A 26,113-nucleotide genomic window follows, 5' to 3' on the forward strand; every position below is an offset into this window, starting at 1 on the left:
ATTTCCCTCTTTTCTATTAATTCTTCTTTATGATTGTACCATTCTTTCACTGGTTTTCAAATTGATTATTCTCCTGTTAAACCACCAAAGAAATTTTTAAGTCCATCTTTTGTTTTTTCCCAGCCTTCTTTAATCGTTCCACCAATGTCTTTGGCTCCATCTTTCACTTGACCGCCAATGTCTTTAACCGTATCGGTCCATGCATCATCACTTTCAGATGACGGCACTTCATCAGCTGCCATAACTTCCCCGCCAGTAGCGTAAGCATCTGCAACAGAAAATGGTGTTTGAGCGGTATATTGTAAGATTCCTTGGGCTTGACTACTAAACACAGTTGAAGCATGTGCTGCGCTGGTCCCTTGCAGATAGTGGCTTTCACTTGTTTGTTCAAAACCTAGCCATGTAGCAATAACAACATCTGGTGTGTAGCCTACTACCCATTGGTCATTGGTTTTATTCGTATCAAAATTCGTTTCGGTTGTTCCTGTTTTCCCTGCCATCACATATCCTGCCGGATCAGCATTAATTCCGGTTCCTGAGCTAAACACACCCAAAAGCATACTGGTCATTTGATCGGCTGTATTTTTAGTGATAATCTGTTTTGTTTTCGAATTTGTATTATCGACAATCACCGCACCAGTTGAATCAACAATTTTCGTGATTAAATGTGCGTCAGCTTGAGTTCCCTCATTTGCAAAAGGACTGTAAGCATTAGCCATCGTCAACGGAGAAACTCCTGTTTTTAACCCACCTAAAGCTAGCCCATAATATTTATCTTCCGGCGCCAAGGGAATTCCGAATTTCTCTGTTTTTTCAAATCCTTTGTCTAAACCAATTTTATGCAATGTCCAAACGGCTGGTAAATTTAAACTTTCGGCTAAAGCTTGGTACATCGGAACTTCTCCGCTATACGTACGGCTGTAATTTTCAGCTGGATAATAATCTTGCGGGGTGTCTTCTAACATACTGTTCGGTTTCATACCGGATTCTAATGCTGGTGTATAAACAGAAATTGGTTTTAACGACGAACCCGGTGAACGCTTCGTTTGTGTCGCAAAATTAAAACCACGATATACATGCTCTCCACGACCACCAACAACCCCTTGAACTCCGCCTGTTTTCGGATCAAGTGCTACTGAACCACTTTGAACCATCGCACCATCTTCTGCATTTGGCGGAAATAGTGCATCATTATCATACGTATCCTGCATAATTTTTTGATAGTTTTGATCTAAAGCGGTATAAATTTTGTAACCTTTATTCAATAGATCTTCTTCTTTTAATCCATAGTTATTAACGGCTTCGTCAATTACAGCATCAAAGTAATACGGATATCGGTAGTCTGAATTCCCGTCAAAATAATTGTCAGCCAACATACTAACCATATCTACATTCGCTTGTGCATCAGCTTCGCCTTGTGACAGTTTCCCGTTATCCACCATTAGCTGCAAAACAGTGTTACGGCGATTTGTAGCATTTTCAGCATAATCAATTGGATTATAAATTCCCGGACCTTTTAGCATTCCTACCAAAGTAGCCGCTTGACCAACTGTTAATTCACTAGCACTCACACCAAAATATTTATGAGAAGCATCCTCCACACCCCAAACTCCGTTACCAAAGTAGGAATTATTCAGATACATTTCTAAAATTTGTTGTTTATCATACTTTTTCTCAATTTCAATTGCTAAAAATAATTCTCTAGCTTTACGAGTCATCGTCTGTTCTTGGGTCAAATAAGCATTCTTAGCTAACTGCTGGGTGATCGTACTACCGCCACCGCCGCCGCCAATTGTTCCTAAACTTAATTTCCCAATAACTGCTCGAAATAGACCTTTAATATCATAACCATGATGGGTTTCAAAATTTCGATCCTCCGTTGAAATCAATGCCTCTTTGACATACGGAGAAATTTGATCCATCGTAACAACGGTACCTTTTTGTCCAAAAAGTTTTCCCGCTTCATCGCCATTTTTATCGTAAATGACAGTAGATTCTTCCAGACCTTTTTTTAAGGCTCCAACATTGGCTGACTTTGCTAGTGTAAACAAATAAATACTGGTAATCAATACAACTACCAAGCCAAGTAATAGAATTATTTTATTAATTTGATATTTTTTCCAAATTCGTTTTCTCCATTGATGAAAACGACTCAAGTAGGGTTTGATCCAAGTCCAAAAACTTTTAAAACCCGATTTGATTTTTTCCATAATAGTTTTAGCGTCCATAGTACTCCCTCTTATATAAAAGTTTCTATGTCATTTTAACATAATTTAACCTTTTTTTTCATACGTCTTGAGCCTGAATAGTCCACTCAGGTATGTTTCGCCTATTTTACCATGCATTTATTTTAAATTTATGTAGAAAAGTTTAAGAATACTTCAAGAAATCGCCAATTAAAGCTTTTTGAATAAATTTGTTTAAGTAAAATATCATATTGGCTGCCCTTTGATTGGATGTTTTTTATACATAATGTTAAACTTATCCCGTAAGCGTATTATTGTTACGAATAAAAATGAAAACGCTCCAAAAAAATTAAAGAGGGAGAATTTTATGTTAAAAAAATCTTATTGCTTATTGGCTCTGGTTTTATGTATTCTTGGTTTAAGTGCATTACCGATTTCTTCATCTGCCGTATCAGTTAGTTCAGAAGAACCAATTATGATGGCTTATTATCGTACTTGGCGAGATGTCACTATGCCACATGATGCAAACTCTAATTTACCCGACGAAAATGTGACTGCGATGACAGATATTCCTGAGAACGTGGATATTGTTTCTGTTTTTCATTACGTAAATCCCGGCACAGATCAACAAAAATTTTGGGATACTTTAAAAGACAGCTACGTTCCAACTTTACATGCTAGAGGAACTCGTGTTATCCGGACAATTGATATCCGTGAATTATTAAACGTAACTCATGCCGGTACAAAACCCACTGAAGCGGAGTATGATGCATACGCACAAAAGCTGATAGCAACTTATCTCACACCTTGGAATTTAGATGGTCTAGATATCGATATGGAATCTACCCTTACTGCTAGTCAAGAAGAAATGGCAACGGGTGTTTTTAAATCACTTGCAAAAGATTTAGGCCCTAAATCTAACTCAGGAAAGCTGTTAATTTATGATACAAATAAAGATAATCATACATTATTTAAAAATGTTGCAGCTTACTGTGACTATTTATTTTTACAAGCATATGGTCGTTCTACTAGCTCTTTAGATCGTACTTGGGATACGTATAAACAGTCGATAATCACTAACCAATTTCTCCCAGGCATCTCTTTCCCTGAAGAACAAGACCGCAATATTTGGAACGACACCATTGAGCCTTATGAAACAAGCAGAGCCTATTCTTATGCTATGTGGAACCCTAAAGACGGGGCAAAAGGTGGAATGTTTGTCTATGCTATCGATCGAGACGGCAAACAATACGGCGATGACACAATTACTAAAACTAACTTCAGCTGGACTAAACGCTTAATCAATACGATGAAAGATAATTAAATCTACAATAATAAATTAATTTATTTAGATCTTAAACACTCTTTTAGAAAAAATTTACAGTTTTAAAAAAATTAAAACACAAAAAATTCATATTTGATTTGTATTATATATGTATACCAACAAACAACCCTAACAAAACACTTTTTCATTTTTAACTCCTTTCCCGCCCTTCCCCAAAGGGCGGGTATTTGCTGCGAATCACAGCGATTGTCATCAGAGCTGATGATGAGCAGTACTTGGCGAGCGTAGACGAGCGAAGTTTCCTTTTTAAGAACCTCCCGCCACTTCATCAAGAAGATATAAATAGCAAAGAGCTAAATCCTTAAGTAATGAATGATAGCGACTGGTTTCACCAGAGCAGGTGATGAACAATACTTGGCGAACGCAGCCGAGCGAAGTTTCCTTCTCAAATACCTCCCGCCACGTCATCAAGTAGACATAAATGGCAAAGAGCTAAATCCTTAAGTAATCAAAGATAGCGACTGGCTTCACCAGAGCAGCTGATAAACAATACTTGGCGAACGCAGTCGAGCGAAGTTTCCTTCTAGTAGTTCACCCATACTTTGCTACAACCTCATAAATTTCTAAGAGCTAAATACCTAAGAATTGATAGACTTTGGAAAAATTTATCAGAGTAGATAATGCCTAATAATTAGCAACTGCAGACAAACGAAGTTTCTTTTCTAGTAGTTTCCCCCACTTCGGTACAACTCATAAATTTCTAGAAGTCAAATCTTTAATAATTGAATCAATTCAGCTGACTTCAAAAAATAAATAGTACACAATACGAATAAAAACAATATTTTCTTTCCAACAAATTACTTCATCTCAGCAAATTTAAGCCAAACACTCTCTTCTCAAAACTAAATTTTATCTCATCCAATCTCATAATCCTTTGTTCCAGCATTGACGAATCGCTCTTTTTTGTTAAACTTAAATAAGTATCGTTACCCTACAATAAAGGTGGAAACAACATGGAATTATCCATCCAATTACCTCAAAATTTTAAAGAACAGTCTGTACGTGACTTACTTGAACAAGAATGGCTAGTTCCACGTAAAGTCAGACATTTTTTGCGTATCAGAAAAAACGTTTCTGTTAATGGTGAACCTGCTTTATTTCATTTTCTTGTAAAAGCTTGCGATCTTGTTACCTTAACGTTTGAACCAGAGGATTACCCAAGACCTGTTCAACTTCTTGGTGATCCAACTAAAGTAACTGTCCTTTTTGAAGATGAACATTTAATTATTTTGAATAAACCTGCCGGGATGAAGACTCACCCAAATCAACCAGATGAAAATAAGACTCTCTTGAATCATTTAGCTGCCTATTTAGCACCTAAGAATCAATTTCCGTATGTGGTTCATCGTTTAGATAAAGAAACAAGTGGAGCAATTTTATTTGCTAAAAATCCTTTTGTTTTACCAATTTTAGGACGACTATTGGAAACTAAACAAATTTTCCGACGCTATCAAGCTATTATTTCAGGTAATTTATCAAAAGAATCGTTAACAATTCGTAAAAAAATTGGACGAGATCGCCATGATCGTCGAAAACGTGTGATTGATGAGCGTAAAGGTGATATGGCAATTACACATGTACAAACTAATTCATATGATAAAGAAAAAAATCGAACTTCTATTTATTGCATTTTAGAAACAGGACGAACACATCAAATCCGAGTCCATCTTGAGAGTATTGGGCATCCAATTATTGGCGATCCTTTATATCATCAAAATCCTAAAGGACGATTGATGCTCCATGCCTATGAATTACACTTAGCACATCCCTTCACAGGAGAAATGATTGTCGCAACAGCTATTCCTGGGCTTTGGTAATAAATTAAATAAACATATTAAAACAGATATCAAAGCATCCGTTTTAATACGTTTATTTGTTATTTCTTAATCACATTGCGCAGCTTACTCAAATCTAATTGTGAGTAGCTTTCAAAAAAATCAGCTAATTTTTGCAGCACTTTTTGATTCATACCTGTTTCATCATTTTCAACTTGCAATACCAGCAACGGTTCGTGTAGACTCATACGCAATAAAAACCAGCCACTGCCATATTCTTCATAAACGTTTACCCGAACTCCTTCATGATTTTCCGAATCAATACTCATTCCTTTTGTATCATTAACAAAACTGGCTAACTCTTGAATGACTTGCTCTCCATAATGACGAACATCTTGTGCTAGTATTTCAAAACGCAATTCTTGGGTTTCCGCTGGTTGTTTTAATGAACTAATCAAATCACCAAGGCTCGTACCCTCAGATTTTAAACGTGGCAATAACATTAAAATTTTAGCAATAACATACGCGCCATCGTCCAAATAATAATTTTCTTTAAAAGCTGCATGTCCACTTGTTTCGATAGCTAATGGCGTTTCAATTCCTTCATGATTCAATTCGACCATTTTGTTGATAACATTCCGATAACCGGAAATATAACGAACTTGTTTACCGCCTTTTGCTTCAATGAAATCTTTCAAATGACTGGAAGTCGGTGAATTTGTAACAATGCTGCTACCTGGAAATTCTTCTAAGACAATTGTGGCTAAAACTGCAATTAAATTATTTCGATTGATTACTTCGCCGGATGCATCAACTACAGCAGAACGGTCAACATCCGTATCAAAAATCACACCTAAATCCGCTTTGTTTTTTAACACTGCTTGCTGAATACTTGCCATCGCTTCTTTATTATCTGGATTTGGAATGTGGTTAGGAAACATTCCGTCTGGCTCTAAAAATTGTGAACCTGTAGTATCAGCTCCAAGTTTACTTAATACTTTTTCAGCAAAAAATCCACCTGCGCCATTACCAGCGTCGACGACAATGTGAAAACCAGCTAAAGGTTCTGCCTCATTTGTTTTCATGCCGTTACGTATTTTTTCCGTTAAATCTGCTGAATAGTCATCTAGAATTGAAGTTTTCGTTACTGAACCTGTTTCGGTTAAAACAGATTGTTCTGTGTGTGCCAAAATGTAAGCAATATCCTCTTTTTCTGCTCCACCTGCTTTTGTAAATAGTTTCAAGCCATTAAAATAATAAGGGAGGTGACTGGCAGTAATCATAATCGCTGCGTCACAATCATATTGAGGAAATTGAGTTGCCATAAACATTGCTGGCGTTGTCGCTAAACCAAAATCTAATACATCAATTTTTTGCTTCAAGAAACTATCTATTAATGCTTGTTTTAAGCTATCAGCTGAAATACGGCTATCATGACCGATACCAATTTTCAACTCACCTGCTTGCTGTTTCTTTGCTAAACTTTTTTCATCACAAAGCCACTGAACGATTCCTACTGCAATTTTCTCAACTTGCTCTGATGTTAAATTGGCTTTCTTTTCTTCGTAATCTACCGCAATCCCTCGAATATCCGATCCGTTTTGTAACGCTTTCATATCCATGTAACCAAATCTCCCTTCGTTTTTATTGGCTATTTTTTAGTATTAGTTCATCATTGTTTCAAAGCGTTCAACAATCGCTTTGGCTTCTTCTTCAGAGCGTGCAATGATAATAATTGTATCTACTCCTGCAACAGTTCCCGCAATCTCATCATAATTCACTTCATCCAGAAAATTAGTAACCACATCTGCTGCACCCATATCTGTATGAACAATTACCATAAATTGCACTCGTTCCATCCGAATAACGGAATCCTTAACTGACTCTTTTAATTTTTCTTCACTACTAGAAGGCTGGTTTTGCGAAAATAATGCATATTTAACTTGACCATTTGACCCATGGGTTTTAACAATGCTCATCTCGCGTACATCTCTTGATACAGTTGCTTGAGTTGCTTTAACACCTGCTTGTTCAAGAAGTGCAATTAAGTCGTCTTGGGTTTCTATTTCGTTTTCAGTAATAAGTTGCTTAATCAAGCGTTGCCGATCTACTTTTTTCATGTGTCCACTTCCTGTTTTCAGTCATTTTCTTTATTATAGCGAAAGTCAGAAAAAAAAGCATTTCTTTTTGGTAAAAATTACTTTTTTATTAGAAAACCATATTTACTGCTACCCTAAGAAAATATATTTTCATAAAATAAAAAAACCACTATCCGTCCAATAAATGTGAACATAGTGGCCATTCGGTGATTTTATGATAACTACTCGCTAAACTAAAAATGACATCTTAGGGAAACACGCTATCTACTTGCTCATCTAGCAAACTAGCAATAGCAAAAGCTAACGACATAGACGGTTTATATTTTCCTTTTTCAATACTTTGGATTGTTTGGATCGAAACATTTACTTTACTTGCTAGTTCTTCTTGTGTAATTTTTTTATCAGTACGTTTTTCTGCTAAATTGTTACTAGCTTTTATGTTTTTTTTCACAGATTATTCCTTCTTTTTTTTTAAATTATGAAAAATACAAATCATTCCCGCTGATTAGTTAATTAATTTACAAAAATAAGTATACTAATTTAGTTTTAGTGTGTTATATTCATTACGTAGCGTTAAACTACAAAATTAAAAGTGGCTTTTACTTTTAATTATTACTGACTTCTAGCATAAGTAACTTACCAAAAGTTTTTATGAATGCTGGAAGTTCGTTTGATATTATGGAGTTGTGATATGGATATAAGTACCAACTAAGCTAAACAATGTAATAATAGACATTACTTTTACCTCCTAACATCTTATATTTTTAGTTCTTAAATAATAATTAAATAAGAACTACAGTTATAATTTTAGCAAACATCAAACTCTTTTTGAATAAATTATTATTCTAATTGTAAAAATCTCATAAATAAATTTTTATTTTTTTTTTACTGCTATTTTCATGTAAATATTGCATTGAAAGGAATGAAAACAATGAAAATTCACGAAACCTTGAGAGTTCTGAGAAAAAAAATTGGATTTACACAAAAAGAAATTTTGACTGACGTAGATCCTTCCGTTTATTCTAGAATTGAAAGTGGAAAACAAGAATTGAAAGTGACTGATTTAAAGAAGATAATGGATACTTTATCTCTTTCACCTAAAGAGGTCTTTTCAAATGCTCCTTGGGATGAAGAACAACATCACTATCGAACTCTTTTCTCATATTGTGCAGAACATTTGGAAGATAAAAATAAAAAAAAAGAACTACTTGATTATTACTTCGAACTCTCAGCGAAAAATAAAAATTTAAGAGAATTATCGAATTATTTTGCATTAAAAAACTTTTTTTCTCAAAAATGGGCCGAAATCAATCCCATCACTCCTGAAGAACTAGAAAACGTGTATCAAGTTTTAGCCCATAAAGAGTATTTTCAGCATTATGATTATATTATAATTAGAACGGCTGTACGATTTCTTGAAAAAGAAAAAACAGATTTACTTATAAAAAAAATTTTTTTATCTCCAAAAATCCAAGCTCCTCTGGTAAATGATTCATCATACTATATTCTTATCAACGCTGCTACAGCAAGAATTTATGAAAAAGATTATTATCTAGCTAGGAAATATATACAAATAGCGAAAAAACAAGATAAAAACCGAAAAAATCTAAATTATCGAATAAACTTAAAATATTTAGAAAATCTATTAGACTATTTAACTGTTGGAGATTATCAATATATGCAGCGTATTCAGGAATATATTCACTTAGTTAAGGATATAGGTGATATTGATTTAGCCCGACAGATTAGCACAGATATCAAAATTGTTCTAAACGATATCCCAAATACATTGGACAAAAACAGCCTACCTATTGTGCTAATTAAAGAATATTAAGCCTTCGTTAATTAAATAAGAAAAGTGAGTGAAGTAAAACTAAAGAGTCGTTTTAGCTTCACTCACTACATCTAAATAAACGATGAGAAAAAATCAACTACTACAATTTGTTACGATCACATTGTAGTAACTCACGAATAAAATCGTTAATCGATGCTGAACTGTACCAAGCGAAAAATGTGCGTTACCTCCTTTCCCCCCTAAGAATCAAAGGCTTCGGAAATAAGCCGAAATTGCTGTAGAACACAATAAGAACCGAGTTGATGTTGCACAGTACCTACTCGGTTCTCGGAGCTACACATTTTTGTTTTGGTCTCGCTTTTTTCTACATTATTTTCCTAACATTTTATGTTCAACTAAATAGTCATGAGCCACCGTTACTGGATCTTTTTGCTCAACATTTACTTGGTAGTTCATGTCACTCATTTCTTCTTCAGTGATTTTACCAACCAATGGTTCAAGCAACTCTTTTAATTCAGGATATTTTTCAAGTGTTTCTGCTTTTAGCAGTGGTGCTCCTTGATAAGGTGGAAATAGTTGCTTAGAATCTTCTAAAACGACTAAATCATATTGCTTTAGCTCACTATCAGTTGAATAAGCATCCACTACATTGACATCGCCATTATTAATCGCTTGATAGCGAAGCGATGGTTCCATTGACTTCACATCTAGGTTTAAGTTATAAAGTTTTTGTAAGCCTTTATAGCCATCTTCACGATCAATAAATTCTAGGGTAAAGCCAGCTTTCAATTGATTTTCAACTTTTTTTAGATCTTCAATTGTTTTTAAATTATTCTCTTCAGCAAATGATCGTTTTACTGCAACGGCATAGGTATTTTGATACAGCATCGGTTCTAAATAGTCCATGTTTTCTTGCGCTTTGATTTGATCCCTAGCAGCTTCATAGACCTCTCTCGGATCATTTGATGTGTTTTTATTGTCTTTGATAAATGTTTCAAGAACTGTTCCAGTAAATTCTGGATAGATATCAATTTCTCCTGATTTTAGTGCGTTAAATAAAAAGCTGGTTTTCCCAAAGTTCGACTTCAAATTGACATGAATATCGCTGTTGCTTTCAATCAGCTCTTTATACATATTAATCAAAATATCTGGTTCAGCACCTAATTTACCCGCAACAGTGATTTCTTTTTGCTCTGCTTCTTGATGTGTATAGACAAATGATCCAGCTAATAGAGCAAGTAAAACTAAAAATGCAGTTACAATCCTCTTCACTGTCGCTTTTTCTAACAAATGAATTCCATAGTTAAATAAAACTGCTAAAATAGCTGAAGAAATCGCCCCAATCAAGATCAGATAGACATTATTTCGGTCAATTCCTAGTAAAATAAATGTTCCTAAACCGCCTGCGCCAATCAAGGCAGCCAGTGTTGCTGTACCGATAATCATGACTGTCGCTGTCCGAATTCCTGAAATAATATATGGTAAAGCTAACTGTAGCTCAAACTTCACTAACTTCTCACCCTTGCTCATACCAAAAGCTTCTGCTGCTTCTTCTAAGGATGGATCGATTTCTGTTAAACCAGTATATGTGTTCTGCAGAATAGGAAATAGTGCATAAATCACTAGCGCCACAATTGCTGGCGGACTACCAATACCAATAATCGGGATTAGCAAACCTAGTAGTGCAAGAGACGGAATCGTTTGAAAAATCCCAGTAATTTGTAGAACCACTTCCGCTACTTTTTTATAATTCGTTAATAAAATCGCTAATGGAATAGCTAAAAGAATCGCAATCAACAATGAAAGTAAGGATAATTGGATATGTTCCACAATCGCTTGAATAAAGTCTTCTTTTCGTGCAACTAATGTTTCTATCAATTTATTCATCTGACTGACCACCTTTTTCCATCTTGGTCTCTAAAAACTGTAAAATTGAACGTTCGGTGATTTGTCCAAGGTATTTCTCATCATCAACTATCGTGATACTTGAACCTGAAACAAGCAAGCGAATTACTTCTGTAACTGATGTTTCTAAGGTTACAGTAGCTTCACTAGTCATTTGATTCTCTATTACAAAACCTAATTCAACCAGATCTTTTACTGTATAACTTGATAATGCCGGCTGTTCTTGCTGGAAAAATTGGGCCACAAATTCATTGGCTGGATTGCTGCGTATTTTTTCGGGTGTGTCTGTTTGAACAATTTTTCCATCTTTCATTACACAAATCCGGTCACCTAAAAGTAAGGCTTCATTCATATCATGTGTTACAAATACAACTGTACTTGCTAATTCTTTATGCAAATCCTTAATCAGCAGTTGTAACTGTCCACGAGAAATTGGATCTAATGCACTAAATGGTTCGTCCATTAAAATAATATCGGGTTTGGCTGCAATCGCTCGTAAAATACCGATTCGCTGCTGTTCTCCACCAGATAATTCAGCTGGTTTTCTCTGTAAATATTCTGCTGGAGGCAAGCTAACTTTTCGCAGTAATTCTTCCGTGCGTTCACGCCGTTTAGCTTTATCCCAGCGCTTCATTTCTGGAATCAACTCAATATTTTCAGCTACTGTTAAATTGGGAAACAGCGCAATTTGTTGAAGAACGTAACCAATCGTTAAGCGTAATTCTTTTAAATTGTAATCGATCAAACGTTTGTTATTGAAATAAATATCTCCATCTGTCGGCTCAATTAAGCGATTAATCATTTTTAAAGTTGTTGTTTTCCCGCTACCGCTCGGGCCCACCAATACAAAAAATTCGCCTTCTTCAATGGCTATATCGAAGTCTTCCAAAACTAATTGGTCATTATATTTTTTAGAAACTTTTTGGAAATTAATCATTTTAGTCACCTCGTTTTATTTATATTCATATCTTGTATATTCATGGTCAAATTTTAAATACGTCTATAAGTATACTTGATAATGTCATTTGTTTCTAACGACTTGATTTCATTGTACACAAAAAAACCTGACAACTGTCTGTCAGGTTTTAGTAAAAATAGTTATTTTATTTTGCCAAACGATAAATCGCATCTGCATAAATAGCCGTTGCACGGAATAGATCATCTAACGCCATAAATTCATTCGCTTGGTGCATTGTATCTGTATAACCTGGGAACATTGCACCATAAGCTACACCACGTTTTAATAAACGTCCGTAAGTTCCACCGCCGATAATTTGTTCATGTCCTTTTTGACCTGTATGATCTTCGTACACTTGCAGTAATGTTTCAACCAACGGATCATCAATTGGTACATAATGTGGTGCTTGGTTACGGTCACCTTGTGCGGCAGTTGCGTTTTCACCAACTGTTTTTTGCACTTTTGCTTGTAATTCTTCTGCTGATGTTCCTTTTGGATAACGGAAGTTTAAGGTCACTAAGCTGTTTTCTGGATTAGCAGGATCAAAGTCGACAATACCAGCATTCATTGTTAATTTGCCCATTTTTTCATCTTCAAATGCAGTTCCTAATTTTTCACCGTAGAAATCTTCGTGAACGAATTCTGCTAATGTATTGATGAAACTATATGCGCCTTCAGCAAAGCTGTAATTATTTAAGAAAGTCGCTAAAAATGTAGCTGCATTAATTCCTGATTGAGGGCTGGCACCGTGTGCACCTTTACCAACAACATGGAATGTAACTGTTTTGTCTGAAAGCTCTGCATGTCCTGAAATTTTTTGTTCTTCTTTAATAAATGTTTCAAATGATGCTGTTAGAGATGCTGCATCGTCTGCTGAAGCAGCTGTTACGATTGCCGTTGCAGTTCCAGGAACCATATTTTCACGTAAACCAGATTTAAAGCTAACTAATTGATAGTCCGTACCATTTCCACCTTTAAAAGTTAAGCGGATTGTCACATTTCCTTTTTCACCGTTGATGATTGGAAACTCTGCGTCTGGAGAAAAACCAAAGTCAGGAGCTTCTTCATGTTGGAAGTAATAATCCATATCGCCCCAGCCGCTTTCTTCGTCACTACCAACGACAAAACGAACTTTTTTAGATAATGGCAAACCTAAGTCTTTAATGATTTTTAAACCATAGTAAGCTGCCATACTTGGTCCTTTATCATCACTTGAACCACGAGCAAAGATTTTTCCATCTTTAATCACTGGTTCATAAGGATCTGTGTCCCAACCATCACCAGCAGGTACCACATCCATATGACCAAAAATACCGAGTGTTTCATCGCCTTCACCGTATTCAATATGTCCAGCATAATTATCTACGTTTTTTACAGTAAAGCCATCACGTTCGCCATATGCCAACATATGTTTTAATCCAGCAACTGGACCAGGTCCAAAAGGAGCATCTGCTGTTACTTTCGAATCATCACGTTCACTGTTGATACGTAATAAGCTTTGTAAATCTTCTAGTAGTGCATCTTTACGTGCTTCTACTTCTTTTTGCCAATCAATTGTCATTTTAGTCACTCCAATTCATTATTCTACCTTTTCATCATACCACTAACTAAGCTAAAAGAAAAAGGCAGGAACAACTTTTTTCTTTTAGATATTGATTCTTTTTTGCCGTTCTAAAGAAATCGATTTATACTAAAGTAAAACATTGAGGGAGATAAATTAATGAATAAACTGACAGAAGAAAATTTACGTGCTGTTATCCATCCGCGACCTCAACAATCTCATAAAGGAAGCTTTGGACGAGCTGTGTTGATTGGCGGAAATGAAACATATGGCGGTGCAATTATTATGAGTGCTGAAGCTGTCGTTAAATCTGGTGCTGGTTTGGTATCCGTTGTTACACCAGAAAAAAACCAAGTGGCTCTTCATGTGCGACTTCCTGAGGCAATGGTTTTAGATTGGGATAAACAAGAGCAGCTTTTAGATCTCCTTGAAACGGCAAATGTTATTTTAATCGGACCTGGTCTTGGTTTAGACGATGCCGCAAACAACCTTTTATCGACAGTATTAGCTCATCAAAAACAACAACAATGGTTAGTAATCGATGGTTCTGCAATCACTTTATTTGCTGATAAAAATCACTCATTAAAATTTCCAGAAACAGTTGTTTTTACGCCCCACCAAATGGAATGGCAACGACTAAGCGGTATCAATATTCCCGATCAAAATGAAATAGCTAACACAGCCGTTCAAAAAAAGTTAGGCGCGACGATTGTTTTAAAAAGTCATCGAACTGAAATTTATTCGGCGAAAACTTCATACCGTAATTCCCTAGGTACACCAGCAATGGCAACCGGTGGTATGGGAGATACTTTAGCTGGAATTATTACAGGGTTTCTTGCACAATTTCCAGAAAAAGAGGCAGCTATTTGCGCAGCAGTTTATCTGCATAGCTTAATCGGAGAAGACTTAGGAGCAGAGCGTTTCGTGGTGTTACCTACGGAAATCAGCCAACATCTAGCATTTTATATGAAAAAGTTTGAACAACTTTATAAAAAAACATCGGAAAGTCCATCTTAGCTTTCCGATGTTTTTTTCATTAAAAATCCGTTTTGTAAAATATTCATATAAATTTCAGCTCGTTCAGCTAAAAACTGCAGTTGTTTTATTTCAGTTATTTCTGGATGAGTATTCAAATAATACAAACTCTCTGTATAGATTTGATGAAATACTCCTGAAACTAATTGCACTACATCTTGTTCAGTGATGTCAGCTTTTATGGGTAATTGTTTAACAATATTTTGAAATAGTTTATTTGCTGATTCCATATTTTGTTCCAGATAAAGAGATAACTTCATTTGAATTTCTTTCGGTAGCGTTTCTTTTTCAGCATAAGCTGAAATTAAAAGATGGATATACTCTGGATATTTTTGTTCTAATTTTAGTTTATGCTGCGTGGAAACAACAACAACTTCGACTAAATCTGTATAATTTTTTAAAAATAAATCTTGAGACTGCTCGTTCAAAAAATCGATAACATGGCTGATTGTTTTTTCATATAATACTTGTTTCTTACCAAAATAATGGAAGATCAAACCTTTAGAAACTTCTGCTTCAACTGCAATTTTATCGGTACTGGCTTTTTGATAACCGCCAGCTGCAAATTGAACCAGAGCTGCCTGTAAAATTCGTTCATATTTTTCTTGATCGATATGGATCTCTTTCACTAAATTTTCAGATCCTTCCGTTGATAAACCAGATAAGTTCCACCTAAAAACAACACAATTCCACCGACTAAAACACTAACATTTCCTACTGACAAACCATTTTCAAGTATGTTGCTTGGAATCCCCATATGAGTTGGAGAAATATTTTTTGCCCAGCTAAATGAGCTATTTAAATCAGAAAACACTCCAACCAAGTAAAACCCAAACACAATCCCTAGTGAAACACTGGTACTTTGTTTACTCGATTTTAAGAAGGTAGAAATGAAAAAACCAAAAGCTAGGAAAAATAGCAATACTAAACTATCTTGAAGAAAAATTTTGCTAATTTCTTTTGTGATCGTCGCAACTGAATCACTTGATTGACGATAAATTAACGTTGAACCAAGCGAAACCCCAAATGAAACGAGCCAAAAAATAGCCAAGATAACCAAGTTTGCTCCAAGCTTACTCGTCACTAAACCTTTTCGAGTCACAGGCTGTGCATATAAAAACTCAATCGTACCATCTGTCTCTTCTTTAATCAAAGCCTGACTGCCCAGCATCATCGCATAGATGGAAGCTGCTAAAAACATATACTGAAAGAAATATGCAAAAAATCCCGTAGCTACTAAAAAGCTTGTTTGCCCCGCTACACTAATATTAAATGTCTTTAATAACGATGGTGATAACCCAGACATTTTAGCATCCAGCAAATCCTTCATCGCTGAGCTATGCATCTGAGGATAGACCGCACTAAAACCAAAAATGATGACCGCAAACAAAACCATCCAAATAATTAATCCTTTAATTAACGACTTACTTTCAATTTTAGCTGCAATCATTTGCCGTCTCCTCCTTCATACAATGCCATAAACTGATCTTCTAATTCAGGATTAGTAATCGTAAAGTCTTGAATAGATTTATCTGTTAACAAAGGTAAAATCTCATGGATATCCCCTTCATAAAACAAACGTGTCTCATTACCTTGATGTTTTAAAATAGCTGCACCGATCTTTTCAAATAGTGACAGCGGAATATGATCACCAATCAAGGTAATCACTTTTCCTAAAGATTTTTCTTTTGAAATATCCTCAATTGTTATGATCTTACCTTCTCTTATGAATGCTGCTCGCTGCGCATGTTGTTGGATTTCATTTAAATCATGACTCGATAAAAAAATTGTCATTCCATTTTTATTGTATTTTCGTAACTCTTCAAATAGTCGATGTTGCACAAGTGGGTCTAAACCATTAGTCGGTTCATCTAAAATCAATAGTTCAGGATTCGGTAAAATTCCAGCAATTATAGCGATTTTCTTTTTATTCCCAAGAGATAACTCAGACATTTTTTTCTGTGCATCAATATCAAATAATTCGATAAAATAATCAATTTGTTGTTTACTGTTTTTTATCTGATGAAACTCAGCTACGTATTTCAGTACATCAAGTGTTGTCATATTCGGATAAAAACGAACATCACTAGAGACATAGCCCGTCCGTTTACGAATTTCTTTCACATCTTTAATACTATCTAAACCAAGTAAAGTCGAACTCCCTTGATCCGGATAAATAAAATTCAGCATCGCTTTTATCGTTGTCGATTTCCCTGCACCGTTCGGACCAATAAAACCATAAATTTCCCCTTTTTCTACAGTTAAATCAACATGGTCAATCGCAGGTTTCTTTTTATACAGCTTGGTTAGCCCTTTGATCTCAATGGCTTTCATATCAATACTCCTCCTCATTGACTAGTTAGTCAATTGAAGTATACATCCCTTAGAATCTTTAGTCAAAAAAAGCACTTATAAATTAGTAAAAATAAAAAGACCGAACAAAACTGCTATTAGTTCTGTTCCGTCCGCTTAAAGGGAAACACTGCTTAATCTATTTTTTTTAACAAATCCAATTCTTCATTAGTTATCGCTCGGTAAGCGCCTAAAGGTAATTCTTCATCTAACCATAACGATCCCATACGTAGCCGTTTTAAGTAAATAACTTTCTTGTCTACCGCTTCAAACATCCGTTTTACTTGGTGGAATTTTCCTTCTTGAATAATTAAACGAATTTCTGAAATGCCTTCTGCTTCATCTATCTTATCAATCAATAATTCGCTAGGTTTCACTAATTCACCATTCGTCAGTGCAAATCCTTCAGCAAATTTCTCTTTGTCATTTGATCCAACCAATCCTTGAATTTTTGCGAAATATTCTTTATCTACATGTTTTTTTGGTGACAATAACTGATGAGCTAATTGTCCGTCGTTCGTTAATAATAATAGCCCTTCCGTATCTTTATCTAACCGACCAACAGGAAATAAATCTTCTCTAAAATCTTCGTCTTGCAATAAATCGATCACTGTTTGATCTCGTTTATCCTCCGTTGCAGAAATAACGCCTTGAGGTTTATGCAACATGTAGTAATAGAATTCTTGATAAACTAACGGTTCTCCAGCAAAGGAAATCATATCCTTGTTTTCATCCACTTGGGTTTTAGCATCTTTTACGATTATGTCATTCACCGTTACTAAACTTTTTTTCAACAATTGCTTTACTTCTTTGCGGCTGCCAACACCTGTTTCTGCCAGAAATTTATCTAAACGCATCAATCATTCCTCCTTGCATTATTGCTATGAAAAAAGTAAGGCTGTGACAATTTTCTAAAACCCACACAATGCATAAAACGCAATGTGCGGGTTTTCGTCCAATTGCTCAAGTCTAAGCGACTTTTGTCACAACCTATAAAAATATTTATTTAATTTTTAACTTACGACGTAATTTGACAACACCTTTACCTAATAACTTGTCTGCTAATCGTAATTTTAATGTGATATAACCATAAACTGCGCCACCAAAAGCTGCAACAATTAAAATAATCACAAATGATTGGAACTTACGTGTTGGATCTAGGAAAAAGTATAAAAACTCTCTCATCAAAATAGTCGCAATCATCATTACCATAGTAATCAAGAAAATCAGTAACCCACGGCGTAAAGTCAAACCAAAGTTAAATCGGCTAACTTTCTTAATTTTTCTCATAATCAAGAAGCAAGATAATGAAAAACCGATCATTGTAGCAATTAATGGTCCATAAACTTCAAAAAGACGTATAGCTGGATATTGAACAATTAATTTCAAAGCCAAGCCCAAGCCAAAATATTTAATCGCTGCTTTATTTTCATACATCCCCATCAACATCGTTGAAGAAAGCATGTACAGTCCCATAAACAAACCTGCGAAACAAGCTTGAATTAAAACAGAAACACCTAAAGCATCAGGCGCATAAAACATTGTATATAGCGGCTCTGCTAAAACAATCATACCAAATGTTGCTGGCAACATTACAAACATAAACAACTGTAGATTATTGCTGATTAATTTGGATAAATCACGATAATTTTTTAAAGTAATAGCTTCGGTAATCAATGGTAAGCCTGTCGCCGAAATCGATGTAGCTAAGGCGATTACTACCATGGTTAACTTATCTGGATTTGCATTAAAAATAGCAAATAGTGTGCGTAGTTGACTACCCGAATAAGTAGTAAAGGTATTCATAAAATTAGAAAATGTAAATTGATCGACCAATTTAAAAACAGTCACACCTGATCCCACAATGATAAACGGAATCGCTTCTTTGATTGTTTCAGTCAATAAATCTTTCGTTGATGCTTCATGTTGATTTGCACTGTGTGCTTCAAGATAATCGAACATTGGTTTTTGCTTACGAATATAGAAAAACAGCACGACAAAACTAGCCAGCATCCCAATAAAAGCAGCTAGTGTTGATTGTGTAACCGCATCAACATAGTCACCATTATAGACTTTCATGATAATAAACGCTGTTAACAACATATAGAACACACGAGCAACTTGTTCAACAATTTGTGATAAAGCGTACGGCATCATGTCTTGATTTCCTTGGAAATAACCACGAACTACACTCATACATGGGAAAATCAGAACCGCTAAACTTAATGAACGCATCGTCGGAATTAGATCTTCTCCCCCACCTGACCATTTTGCCAGCAACGGTGAAGCAAGATACATGACGACGGCAAAAACTACACCTAAAACCGCCATTAATTGAAGTGCTTTGTAGAAAAGCTGTCTACTAATTTTGTATTCATTTAATGAGTTGTAATACGATGTTTGTTTTGCAATAGCAGCAGGAATACCTGCTGTTGAAATTAATAAGAATAGCGCATATACAGTATAACCCATTGAAGATAAACTGTTTGCTTCATTGGCGTGTTCCCCCATCCATGCATACCATGGAATAATGTACACGGCTCCCAGCAAACGAGAAATTATATTACTAGCTGTCATCCATGCCGAGCCTTTAACCATCTTTTCTTGATTGGTCAAGATCGGTTGGTCAGCAGGATTTGGTTGATTTATCATTTAACTCCTCCAACTTTCTTCAAACATGCTTTCTTTATTTTAATTGTTAAATCAAGGATATGCAACGACTTTCTTGAATAAATTAACTTATTTATTCTTTTCGCTTAGATTATGTACAGAAATAACGATTTTGTTTTTTAAAAGTTTTATCAAGCAACTAATTTCTATATTTTAATTTTTTGTTTTTTACTTGAGATAAGTGGGAAATCTCCTATATTTTTTGCTAAAATCAGATTTTTCTTACATAACTCAGATATAATGTTTATAATTATTTGTTATTTTAAATATTCAAAAATCCAAAAAAAAATCACCCCTGATTAAGATTTCTCTACAATCTTTTTGTGCACCAACAACTGCCTTGATGTTTTTCTGTTTAAATTGTATGATAAATGCCTAAATAGTTTTTTCGTCAGAGACTTGACTTTAGTTTATTAGATACCGCTTGGAGGCGTAATGATGAATATTTCTTTAAACAAAATCCGTGAATGTTTACTTGAAGAAAAGCTTTTAAAAGAATTTATTTTAGCTGATGACTGGTCATTAAATTTACCTAGTCCGCTGGCCGACAAAACATTTAACGCTCTTTCTTATGATTCACGAATAGTAAATTCTACTACACTTTTTTTCTGTAAAGGAATGAATTTTAAATCGGACTACTTGGAAGATGCTGTCAAATTAGGTCTTGAAGTATACGTAGCCGAGACGCCTTATGATGTTTCAGCCACTGTAGGGATTATTGTGACAGATATCAAAAAAGCAATGGCCGTTTTAAGTATGGCATTTTACGACTACCCTCAAGAAAAGTTAAAGCTGGTTGCTTTTACTGGTACAAAAGGGAAAACAACCGCTGCTTATTTTACAAAATATATTCTAGATCAGACAACTAATAAAAAAACTGCAATGCTGTCTACTATGAATTCAACTTTAGATGGACAAACTTATTTTAAATCTCATTTAACAACACCAGAATCACTTGATCTTTACCGTATGATGGCTGCTGCTGTGGAAAACAAGATGACTCATTTCGTTATGGAAGTTTCATCTCAAGCGTATAAGACTAATCGCGTATATGGATTATTTTTCGATGTCGGAATTTTTTTGAACATCACTCCAGACCATATTAGTCCAATCGAACATCCAACTTTTGATGATTATTTTTACTGTAAACGACAATTGATTAAACATTCTAAAACAATGATTCTAAATCATGATTCTGACTATTTCCAGATGTTAAAAGACACTGCAGAACTTTTTGAAACACCTTATATTGTTTATAGCGATCATCCACAAGCGGATGCAGATTATTTCTTTAAGACTAGCGAAGATGACTCTTTAGCATTCTCAATTCAAGCAAAAACTGACTCTCTCGCTATTTCTGGTGACTATCACCTACGTTTGGCTGGCGATTTCAACAAAGGAAATGCCTTAAGTGCTGCTATTGCCAGTGCTCTAGTCGGCGCAACACGAGAAGATTGTCAGCTTGGTATCAAAGAAACAACTGTTCCCGGAAGAATGGAGCTTTTAACGAATACAAATGGTGCCAAAGTCTATGTCGATTATGCACACAATTATGATAGTTTAAAGAATCTTCTAGCTTTTGTCAAAGAAGAACATTCTGATGGTCGTTTACTTGTGGTTATTGGCAGTACAGGGAATAAAGCCATTTCAAGACGTAAAGATTTCGGTACTGTTCTTTCCGAGCTTGCTGACGTAGCTATTTTAACAACGGATGATCCGGCTAATGAAGATCCTATAGCTATTTGTGACGAAATTGCAGCTCATATCACTTCTAATATTCCAACAGAAATAATCGTTGACCGCAGTGAAGCAATCGCCAAAGCATTAGCTATGAGTAAACCTGTAGACGCTGTTATTTTAGCTGGAAAAGGCGCTGACTTATACCAAAAAGTTAATGGTGAAGACACTCCTTACGAAGGTGACTTCCATATCGCTGAACGTTTAATTCATGAAACTATCTAATTCAACAATGGTGAACCAGAAAATTTTCTTTCTGCTTCGCCATTTTTTTATCCCATCAACATCATTACCAGAGTCATCAACACTAAACTAATTAAAATACTTGCTGAAGAAGTAAAACCAACTGTTTCTTCCGGCATACCTGCCTTTACACTATTAATTACAGAAAAAGTCGGCATCGGTGCTACACTTAATACAACTAAAACAATTCTCAGCATTGGATTCAACGGAATTACAAACGCAAATAACAACGCTAAAATTCCACCGCATAGATAACGCCAAAACAAGACTTCTTTGACTAAATGCAATGCTCGCTTTGGTAAACGTACTTCAAAATATAACCCAATCATAAACATGGATAAAAACCCATTCGCTTTAGCAATTAGTTCCAAAATAGCCAATAATTCCAGCGGTAAGTTAATATCTCCGATTCTCAGCAGCAACATAACCAAGTAAGCTGTAAACGGCACCGATCTTAATAGTGATAAAACAATTCGTTTTGCTGACGTTTCCTTTTTACTGCCAATCATTTTATCAATCAACAATGTGCTTCCACCAGTCAACATCACACTATTTCCAATATCAAACATTAAAAGAAACGGAACTGCTAATGGATAGAAGCCTTGAATAAATGGTAAACTAAAATTTCCAATATTGTAACCTGACATCGAATACATTTGAAACTGCTGTTCTAAAATAGAACGTTTTTTACTTACTCGACTGCCAATCAAAATGACTAAGATATTCATAATAATACCCATTATCAATAAGAAAAAAAGCGTTCCTGAGACAGCCACATTCGCTAAACTGACAATTACCGTTGCCGGTAAGGTAATATTTACGATAATAATCGATAGTGTTCCGCCATCTGCTTTACTTAATAAGCCAATTCGTTTCATCAAAAAACCTAAAAAGATCATAAAACAAAAAGCACCCGCTTGTACTAAAATCTCTTTCATCCAATTTGCCCCTCACATTTCGTTTTCCAACACTCTTACAAATTATAGCAAAAAGATCCTAATTCAGCTGGCTTTACTATAAAACATTGTTTCCCTGAGTTAATTCTAGTTGATTGAAGTCATAACTGCTATACTAAAGAAAAATTCTAGGAGGAACACGATATGATTCAGAAAATACTCATAGGACTAAACTTAATTATTGGTCTTGGCGGCGTTGTAGGTGGATTTCTAGCATTATCTAGCAGCGCAAGAGCAAGTGTCGGCATTAGCGAAACAATGTTAAAAAACTCACCGTTTACAACTTTTTTGATTCCCGGATTGTTTTTACTTTGTATAATTGGTTTTGGAAACTTGTTTGTTAGCTATACAAGCATCAAAACAAAACCATCATTTGCTTATTTTGATTGTGTAATTGGGTTAATATTATGTCTATGGATCATTGCTCAATGTATTATGCTACTATCGATTGTTCCTTTGCATGTTATTTTCTTTTTACTAGGTTTTGTACAATTTTTAGGGGGATTATTATTGATTCGAAAAGAACATTTATTGCCGCCATTTTCTGCGCATCAAAATTGAACAATAGTATATTTATTTTGCTGATTAATACAGAAACTCATTGAGTATTACAAAAAACAGCTGTTTTTAATCGTAAATTTTTCTTAAATCAAAAAACCACTATCTTCCTCAACAAAGCAAGATAGTGGTTTTCATATTTTTCATTCTATACTATTTCTTCAATCCAGAAGGTTTGAAGCCTTTCAAACGCAATGCATTCAGCAACACTGAAACTGAACTAAAACTCATCGCTGCTCCGGCAATCATTGGATTTAACAAAGGTCCGCCAAATACGTGTAACAATCCCATCGCCACTGGAATTCCCAATGTGTTATAAGCAAACGCCCAGAACAGATTTTCTTTAATATTTTTGATCGTAGCTTTACTTAACTCTACAGCAGTCGGGACATCCATCAAGTCACTGCGCATTAGTACAATATCTGCAGATTCCATTGCCACATCTGTTCCTGATCCAATCGCAATTCCAATATCTGCTTGAGCTAATGCTGGAGCATCATTGATTCCATCGCCAACCATCGCTACTTTTTTACCTTCTTTTTGTAGTTTCATCACTTCATTCGCTTTATCTTCGGGCAGTACTTCGCTTAACACGCGGTCAATCCCAACTTGTTTTGCAATTGCTTGAGCTGTTCGTTTATTGTCACCAGTAATCATTGCTACTTCAATGCCCATTTGATGTAACTTTTTAATTGCCGAAATACTATTGGGTTTGATTGTATCTGCTACAGCAATAATTCCAGCAATTTTACCGTCTTTTGCAATATACATCGGTGTTTTTCCTTGTTCAGCTAATTGATCTGAAACAGTACTTAAATTTTCCAATGTGATTTTTTGGTCGTCCATTAATTTTTTATTTCCTAATAATAATCTACTGCCTTCAATTGTGACTTCAATCCCATGACCGGGAATTGCTTCGAAGGCGTCTGTTGATGCAAGTGTTAATTGTTTTTCTTCAGCACCATTGACAATCGCTTCTCCAAGCGGATGCTCAGAGCCTTTTTCGGCTGAGGCAGCTAATCGAAGTAGCTCTTCTTTTGTGATAAACTCGGCTGTCACAATATCTGTTACCTTAGGTTTACCTTCTGTAATTGTTCCTGTTTTATCAAAGACAATCGTTTGAATTTTATGCGTTGTTTCAAGCGCATCTCCACTTTTGATTAATACACCGTTTTCTGCTCCTTTTCCTGTTCCTACCATGATAGCCGTTGGCGTTGCTAAGCCTAGCGCACATGGACATGCAATAACAAGTACAGAAATTGTGATTGTCAGTGCAAAAATCCATGATTCCTGACCTAAGAAATACCAAGCTAAACCTGCTAAAATAGCTAAAACAATCACGATTGGTACAAACACACCAGAAATTTTATCTGCCATTTTAGCAATTGGTGCTTTAGAACCTTGAGCATCTTCCACTAGTTTGATGATTTGAGATAAGGCAGTATCTTTACCGACTTTTGTGGCTTTAAAACGAAAGCTGCCGTTTTTATTAATACTAGCACCAATCACATTATCTCCCGCTTTTTTCTCTACAGGAATACTTTCACCTGTTAACATCGATTCATCGACTGAAGTTGAACCTTCCGTAACTAGTCCATCAACAGGAATTTTTTCACCTGGACGAACAACAATAATATCATTTAGTTGAACACTATCCACAGGCACTTCAATTTCTTCATCATTACGCAAAATACGTGCATTTTTAGGAGCCAAGCCCATTAATTTTTTAATTGCTTCAGAGGTTTTCCCTTTAGAGATTGCTTCAAAATATTTCCCTAGCGTAATCAATGTTAAAATCACAGCTGCTGATTCATAATAAAGAGCCATCGTAAAATCATGATTGCCAGCGAAAATCATCCCAGTTCCGTACAAACTATACAAAACAGCCGCACTAGTTCCCAAAGCAACTAATGAATCCATATTGGGATGTCCTTTGAACAATGCTTTGAACCCAACAATAAAGAAACTTCTGCCTAAATAAACGACAGGAATAGTTAAAATCAATTGTGCCATCGCAAAAGTGTCCGGATGCATCATTGGATCTAGAAACATTGGCAAAGGCATTCCGATCATATGCCCCATAGCAATATAAAGCAACGGAACTGTAAATACAGCCGAAATCCAAAAGCGCTGCCACATTTCTTTAATATGTTTTTGTTTTTTCTCCCGATCTTTATCAACTGAATCAGTCGTATCAATTTGTTCAATTGCTTCATAGCCAGCATCTGCTACAGTTTTAGTAATATCGGATACATTGACCATAGTTGGATCAAAATCAACTATCATTTTTTCAGTGGCTAAATTAACAGTTGCTTTTGCGATCCCATTTAGTTTGTTTGTCGCTTTTTCAATTGTTTGCGCACATGAAGCACAAGTCATGCCTTCAATATCAAATGTTCTTTGTTGATTATTACTTAAGGCTTCATACCCGGCATCTGCTACCGCTTTTTGGATCTCTTTTTCAGATAATTGGCTTCCATCATATTCAACACTTAATTTTTCTGTCGCTAAATTGACAGTTGCTTTTGAAACTCCTGATAACTTGCCTGCCGCTTTTTCAACAGTTTGTGCACAAGAGGCACAGGTCATCCCCTCAATATCAAACGTCTTTGCTTCCATTTTTTACATCTCCTTTGATAGACTTTGGTTTTATGACTAATCTTTAACGACTACATTTATAGTCGTTTCATTTCTTCTTTATATTAAAATAGATCAGCAGGTTTGTCAACCTAAATATCTGAAGAGTTTATTGCGCTTTGAATTGATAATAATTAACGCTGATTTATTCTAAAAATCTGAAAAAACATTATTATTTATCTAAAACCCTATCTTATTTTCTACTATATTTCATTATTTTATATTTATAATATAATTATTTTGTATGTAATTACTCACTAAAAAATTTACTATTCACTCTTTTTGTAATTAACAAGAACTA

20 protein-coding genes are annotated in these 26,113 nt (G+C 35.2%); 6 read left to right on the top strand and 14 right to left on the bottom strand.

Translation table 11 applies throughout. The features are described from left to right. Positions 1-65: 65 nt before the first annotated feature. Entirely contained in the window at positions 66-2,228 is a 2,163-nt protein-coding gene (locus C240_RS03135) for a PBP1A family penicillin-binding protein (RefSeq protein WP_271490831.1), read from the bottom strand. 325 nt (positions 2,229-2,553) lie between these two features. Here C240_RS03135 and C240_RS03140 point away from each other — a divergent pair, with 325 nt between their 5' ends. Beyond that, entirely contained in the window at positions 2,554-3,510 is a 957-nt protein-coding gene (locus C240_RS03140) for an endo-beta-N-acetylglucosaminidase family protein (protein ID WP_271490834.1), read from the top strand. Positions 3,511-4,484: 974 nt separating this feature from the next. Then, positions 4,485-5,348, top strand: a complete 864-nt coding sequence (locus C240_RS03145; RefSeq protein WP_271490837.1) for an RluA family pseudouridine synthase — start codon at positions 4,485-4,487, stop codon at positions 5,346-5,348. A 59-nt stretch (positions 5,349-5,407) separates the two neighbouring features. Here the strand turns inward: C240_RS03145 and C240_RS03150 are convergent, their stop codons facing one another. The 3 genes from C240_RS03150 to C240_RS03160 all read right to left on the bottom strand — a co-directional run bounded on the left by C240_RS03150 (position 5,408) and on the right by C240_RS03160 (position 7,856). Further along, positions 5,408-6,928 carry a phosphomannomutase/phosphoglucomutase gene (locus C240_RS03150; protein WP_271490841.1) on the bottom strand — a complete coding sequence of 507 codons (1,521 nt, stop codon included), beginning with the start codon at positions 6,926-6,928 and terminating at the stop codon, positions 5,408-5,410. Between the two features lie 42 nt (positions 6,929-6,970). Then, entirely contained in the window at positions 6,971-7,426 is a 456-nt protein-coding gene (argR, locus tag C240_RS03155) for an arginine repressor (RefSeq protein ID WP_271490844.1), read from the bottom strand. Positions 7,427-7,652: 226 nt separating this feature from the next. Beyond that, the gene (locus tag C240_RS03160; RefSeq protein WP_271490847.1) at positions 7,653-7,856 is read right to left on the bottom strand and encodes a helix-turn-helix transcriptional regulator; all 204 of its coding nucleotides are present in this window, start codon (positions 7,854-7,856) and stop codon (positions 7,653-7,655) included. A gap of 480 nt (positions 7,857-8,336) precedes the next feature. Here C240_RS03160 and C240_RS03165 point away from each other — a divergent pair, with 480 nt between their 5' ends. Continuing rightward, positions 8,337-9,239 carry a helix-turn-helix domain-containing protein gene (locus C240_RS03165; protein ID WP_271490850.1) on the top strand — a complete coding sequence of 301 codons (903 nt, stop codon included), beginning with the start codon at positions 8,337-8,339 and terminating at the stop codon, positions 9,237-9,239. A 330-nt stretch (positions 9,240-9,569) separates the two neighbouring features. Here C240_RS03165 and C240_RS03170 read toward each other — a convergent pair whose 3' ends face one another. The 3 genes from C240_RS03170 to pepV all read right to left on the bottom strand — a co-directional run bounded on the left by C240_RS03170 (position 9,570) and on the right by pepV (position 13,624). Continuing rightward, positions 9,570-11,087: an ABC transporter permease/substrate-binding protein gene (locus tag C240_RS03170; protein ID WP_271490851.1), complete on the bottom strand. Its 1,518-nt coding sequence runs from the start codon at positions 11,085-11,087 to the stop codon at positions 9,570-9,572. Beyond that, positions 11,080-12,042, bottom strand: coding sequence for an ABC transporter ATP-binding protein (locus tag C240_RS03175; RefSeq protein ID WP_271490853.1), 963 nt, complete (start codon positions 12,040-12,042; stop codon positions 11,080-11,082). Before C240_RS03175 ends, C240_RS03170 begins: the two co-directional genes overlap by 8 nt. Before the next feature lie 166 nt (positions 12,043-12,208). Continuing rightward, positions 12,209-13,624 (bottom strand): dipeptidase PepV, encoded by a 1,416-nt coding sequence (pepV, locus tag C240_RS03180; protein WP_271490855.1) that lies wholly within the window; start codon positions 13,622-13,624, stop codon positions 12,209-12,211. A gap of 159 nt (positions 13,625-13,783) precedes the next feature. Here pepV and C240_RS03185 point away from each other — a divergent pair, with 159 nt between their 5' ends. Beyond that, positions 13,784-14,641: an NAD(P)H-hydrate dehydratase gene (locus C240_RS03185; protein WP_271490857.1), complete on the top strand. Its 858-nt coding sequence runs from the start codon at positions 13,784-13,786 to the stop codon at positions 14,639-14,641. On the opposite strand, the gene C240_RS03190 is transcribed toward C240_RS03185, so the two are convergent. From C240_RS03190 to C240_RS03210, 5 genes are all read right to left on the bottom strand, one after another. After that, on the bottom strand, positions 14,638-15,288 hold the full coding sequence (locus C240_RS03190) for a TetR/AcrR family transcriptional regulator (RefSeq protein WP_271490860.1): 651 nt from the start codon (positions 15,286-15,288) through the stop codon (positions 14,638-14,640). The genes C240_RS03185 and C240_RS03190 overlap by 4 nt on opposite strands. Continuing rightward, positions 15,288-16,109: an ABC transporter permease subunit gene (locus C240_RS03195; protein ID WP_271490862.1), complete on the bottom strand. Its 822-nt coding sequence runs from the start codon at positions 16,107-16,109 to the stop codon at positions 15,288-15,290. The genes C240_RS03190 and C240_RS03195 overlap by 1 nt, the downstream gene beginning before the upstream one ends. Continuing rightward, positions 16,106-16,993 carry an ABC transporter ATP-binding protein gene (locus C240_RS03200; RefSeq protein WP_271490865.1) on the bottom strand — a complete coding sequence of 296 codons (888 nt, stop codon included), beginning with the start codon at positions 16,991-16,993 and terminating at the stop codon, positions 16,106-16,108. Before C240_RS03200 ends, C240_RS03195 begins: the two co-directional genes overlap by 4 nt. A 152-nt stretch (positions 16,994-17,145) precedes the next feature. Next, the gene (locus C240_RS03205; RefSeq protein ID WP_271490868.1) at positions 17,146-17,868 is read right to left on the bottom strand and encodes a pseudouridine synthase; all 723 of its coding nucleotides are present in this window, start codon (positions 17,866-17,868) and stop codon (positions 17,146-17,148) included. A 145-nt stretch (positions 17,869-18,013) separates the two neighbouring features. Then, a complete protein-coding gene (locus C240_RS03210; protein ID WP_271490871.1) occupies positions 18,014-19,663 on the bottom strand; it encodes a putative polysaccharide biosynthesis protein in 1,650 nt (549 codons plus the stop codon). A gap of 456 nt (positions 19,664-20,119) precedes the next feature. On the opposite strand from C240_RS03210, the gene C240_RS03215 reads away from it, so the two are divergent. After that, the gene (locus C240_RS03215; protein WP_271490874.1) at positions 20,120-21,643 is read left to right on the top strand and encodes a UDP-N-acetylmuramoyl-L-alanyl-D-glutamate--L-lysine ligase; all 1,524 of its coding nucleotides are present in this window, start codon (positions 20,120-20,122) and stop codon (positions 21,641-21,643) included. Between the two features lie 47 nt (positions 21,644-21,690). On the opposite strand, the gene C240_RS03220 is transcribed toward C240_RS03215, so the two are convergent. Beyond that, entirely contained in the window at positions 21,691-22,599 is a 909-nt protein-coding gene (locus C240_RS03220) for an AEC family transporter (protein WP_271490876.1), read from the bottom strand. 162 nt (positions 22,600-22,761) lie between these two features. On the opposite strand from C240_RS03220, the gene C240_RS03225 reads away from it, so the two are divergent. Then, positions 22,762-23,178 (top strand): hypothetical protein, encoded by a 417-nt coding sequence (locus C240_RS03225; RefSeq protein WP_271490878.1) that lies wholly within the window; start codon positions 22,762-22,764, stop codon positions 23,176-23,178. Between the two features lie 150 nt (positions 23,179-23,328). Here C240_RS03225 and C240_RS03230 read toward each other — a convergent pair whose 3' ends face one another. Continuing rightward, the gene (locus C240_RS03230; protein ID WP_271490882.1) at positions 23,329-25,794 is read right to left on the bottom strand and encodes a heavy metal translocating P-type ATPase; all 2,466 of its coding nucleotides are present in this window, start codon (positions 25,792-25,794) and stop codon (positions 23,329-23,331) included. Positions 25,795-26,113: the final 319 nt, after the last annotated feature.

Origin of the sequence: Enterococcus sp. 5H, assembly GCF_028128615.1 — a bacterium.
In the GTDB taxonomy this organism is placed as follows: domain Bacteria; phylum Bacillota; class Bacilli; order Lactobacillales; family Enterococcaceae; genus Enterococcus_L.

Coding starts and splice junctions, on each gene's coding strand:
- C240_RS03175 (WP_271490853.1), bottom strand. CDS start 12,042: ATGATTAATTTCCAAAAAGTTTCTAAAAAATATAATGACCAATTAGTT.
- C240_RS03225 (WP_271490878.1), top strand. CDS start 22,762: ATGATTCAGAAAATACTCATAGGACTAAACTTAATTATTGGTCTTGGC.
- C240_RS03220 (WP_271490876.1), bottom strand. CDS start 22,599: ATGAAAGAGATTTTAGTACAAGCGGGTGCTTTTTGTTTTATGATCTTT.
- C240_RS03165 (WP_271490850.1), top strand. CDS start 8,337: ATGAAAATTCACGAAACCTTGAGAGTTCTGAGAAAAAAAATTGGATTT.
- C240_RS03230 (WP_271490882.1), bottom strand. CDS start 25,794: ATGGAAGCAAAGACGTTTGATATTGAGGGGATGACCTGTGCCTCTTGT.
- C240_RS03185 (WP_271490857.1), top strand. CDS start 13,784: ATGAATAAACTGACAGAAGAAAATTTACGTGCTGTTATCCATCCGCGA.
- C240_RS03170 (WP_271490851.1), bottom strand. CDS start 11,087: ATGAATAAATTGATAGAAACATTAGTTGCACGAAAAGAAGACTTTATT.
- pepV (WP_271490855.1), bottom strand. CDS start 13,624: ATGACAATTGATTGGCAAAAAGAAGTAGAAGCACGTAAAGATGCACTA.
- C240_RS03150 (WP_271490841.1), bottom strand. CDS start 6,928: ATGGATATGAAAGCGTTACAAAACGGATCGGATATTCGAGGGATTGCG.
- C240_RS03140 (WP_271490834.1), top strand. CDS start 2,554: ATGTTAAAAAAATCTTATTGCTTATTGGCTCTGGTTTTATGTATTCTT.
- C240_RS03135 (WP_271490831.1), bottom strand. CDS start 2,228: ATGGACGCTAAAACTATTATGGAAAAAATCAAATCGGGTTTTAAAAGT.
- C240_RS03210 (WP_271490871.1), bottom strand. CDS start 19,663: ATGATAAATCAACCAAATCCTGCTGACCAACCGATCTTGACCAATCAA.
- C240_RS03195 (WP_271490862.1), bottom strand. CDS start 16,109: ATGATTGCAGCTAAAATTGAAAGTAAGTCGTTAATTAAAGGATTAATT.
- C240_RS03145 (WP_271490837.1), top strand. CDS start 4,485: ATGGAATTATCCATCCAATTACCTCAAAATTTTAAAGAACAGTCTGTA.
- argR (WP_271490844.1), bottom strand. CDS start 7,426: ATGAAAAAAGTAGATCGGCAACGCTTGATTAAGCAACTTATTACTGAA.
- C240_RS03215 (WP_271490874.1), top strand. CDS start 20,120: ATGAATATTTCTTTAAACAAAATCCGTGAATGTTTACTTGAAGAAAAG.
- C240_RS03200 (WP_271490865.1), bottom strand. CDS start 16,993: ATGAAAGCCATTGAGATCAAAGGGCTAACCAAGCTGTATAAAAAGAAA.
- C240_RS03205 (WP_271490868.1), bottom strand. CDS start 17,868: ATGCGTTTAGATAAATTTCTGGCAGAAACAGGTGTTGGCAGCCGCAAA.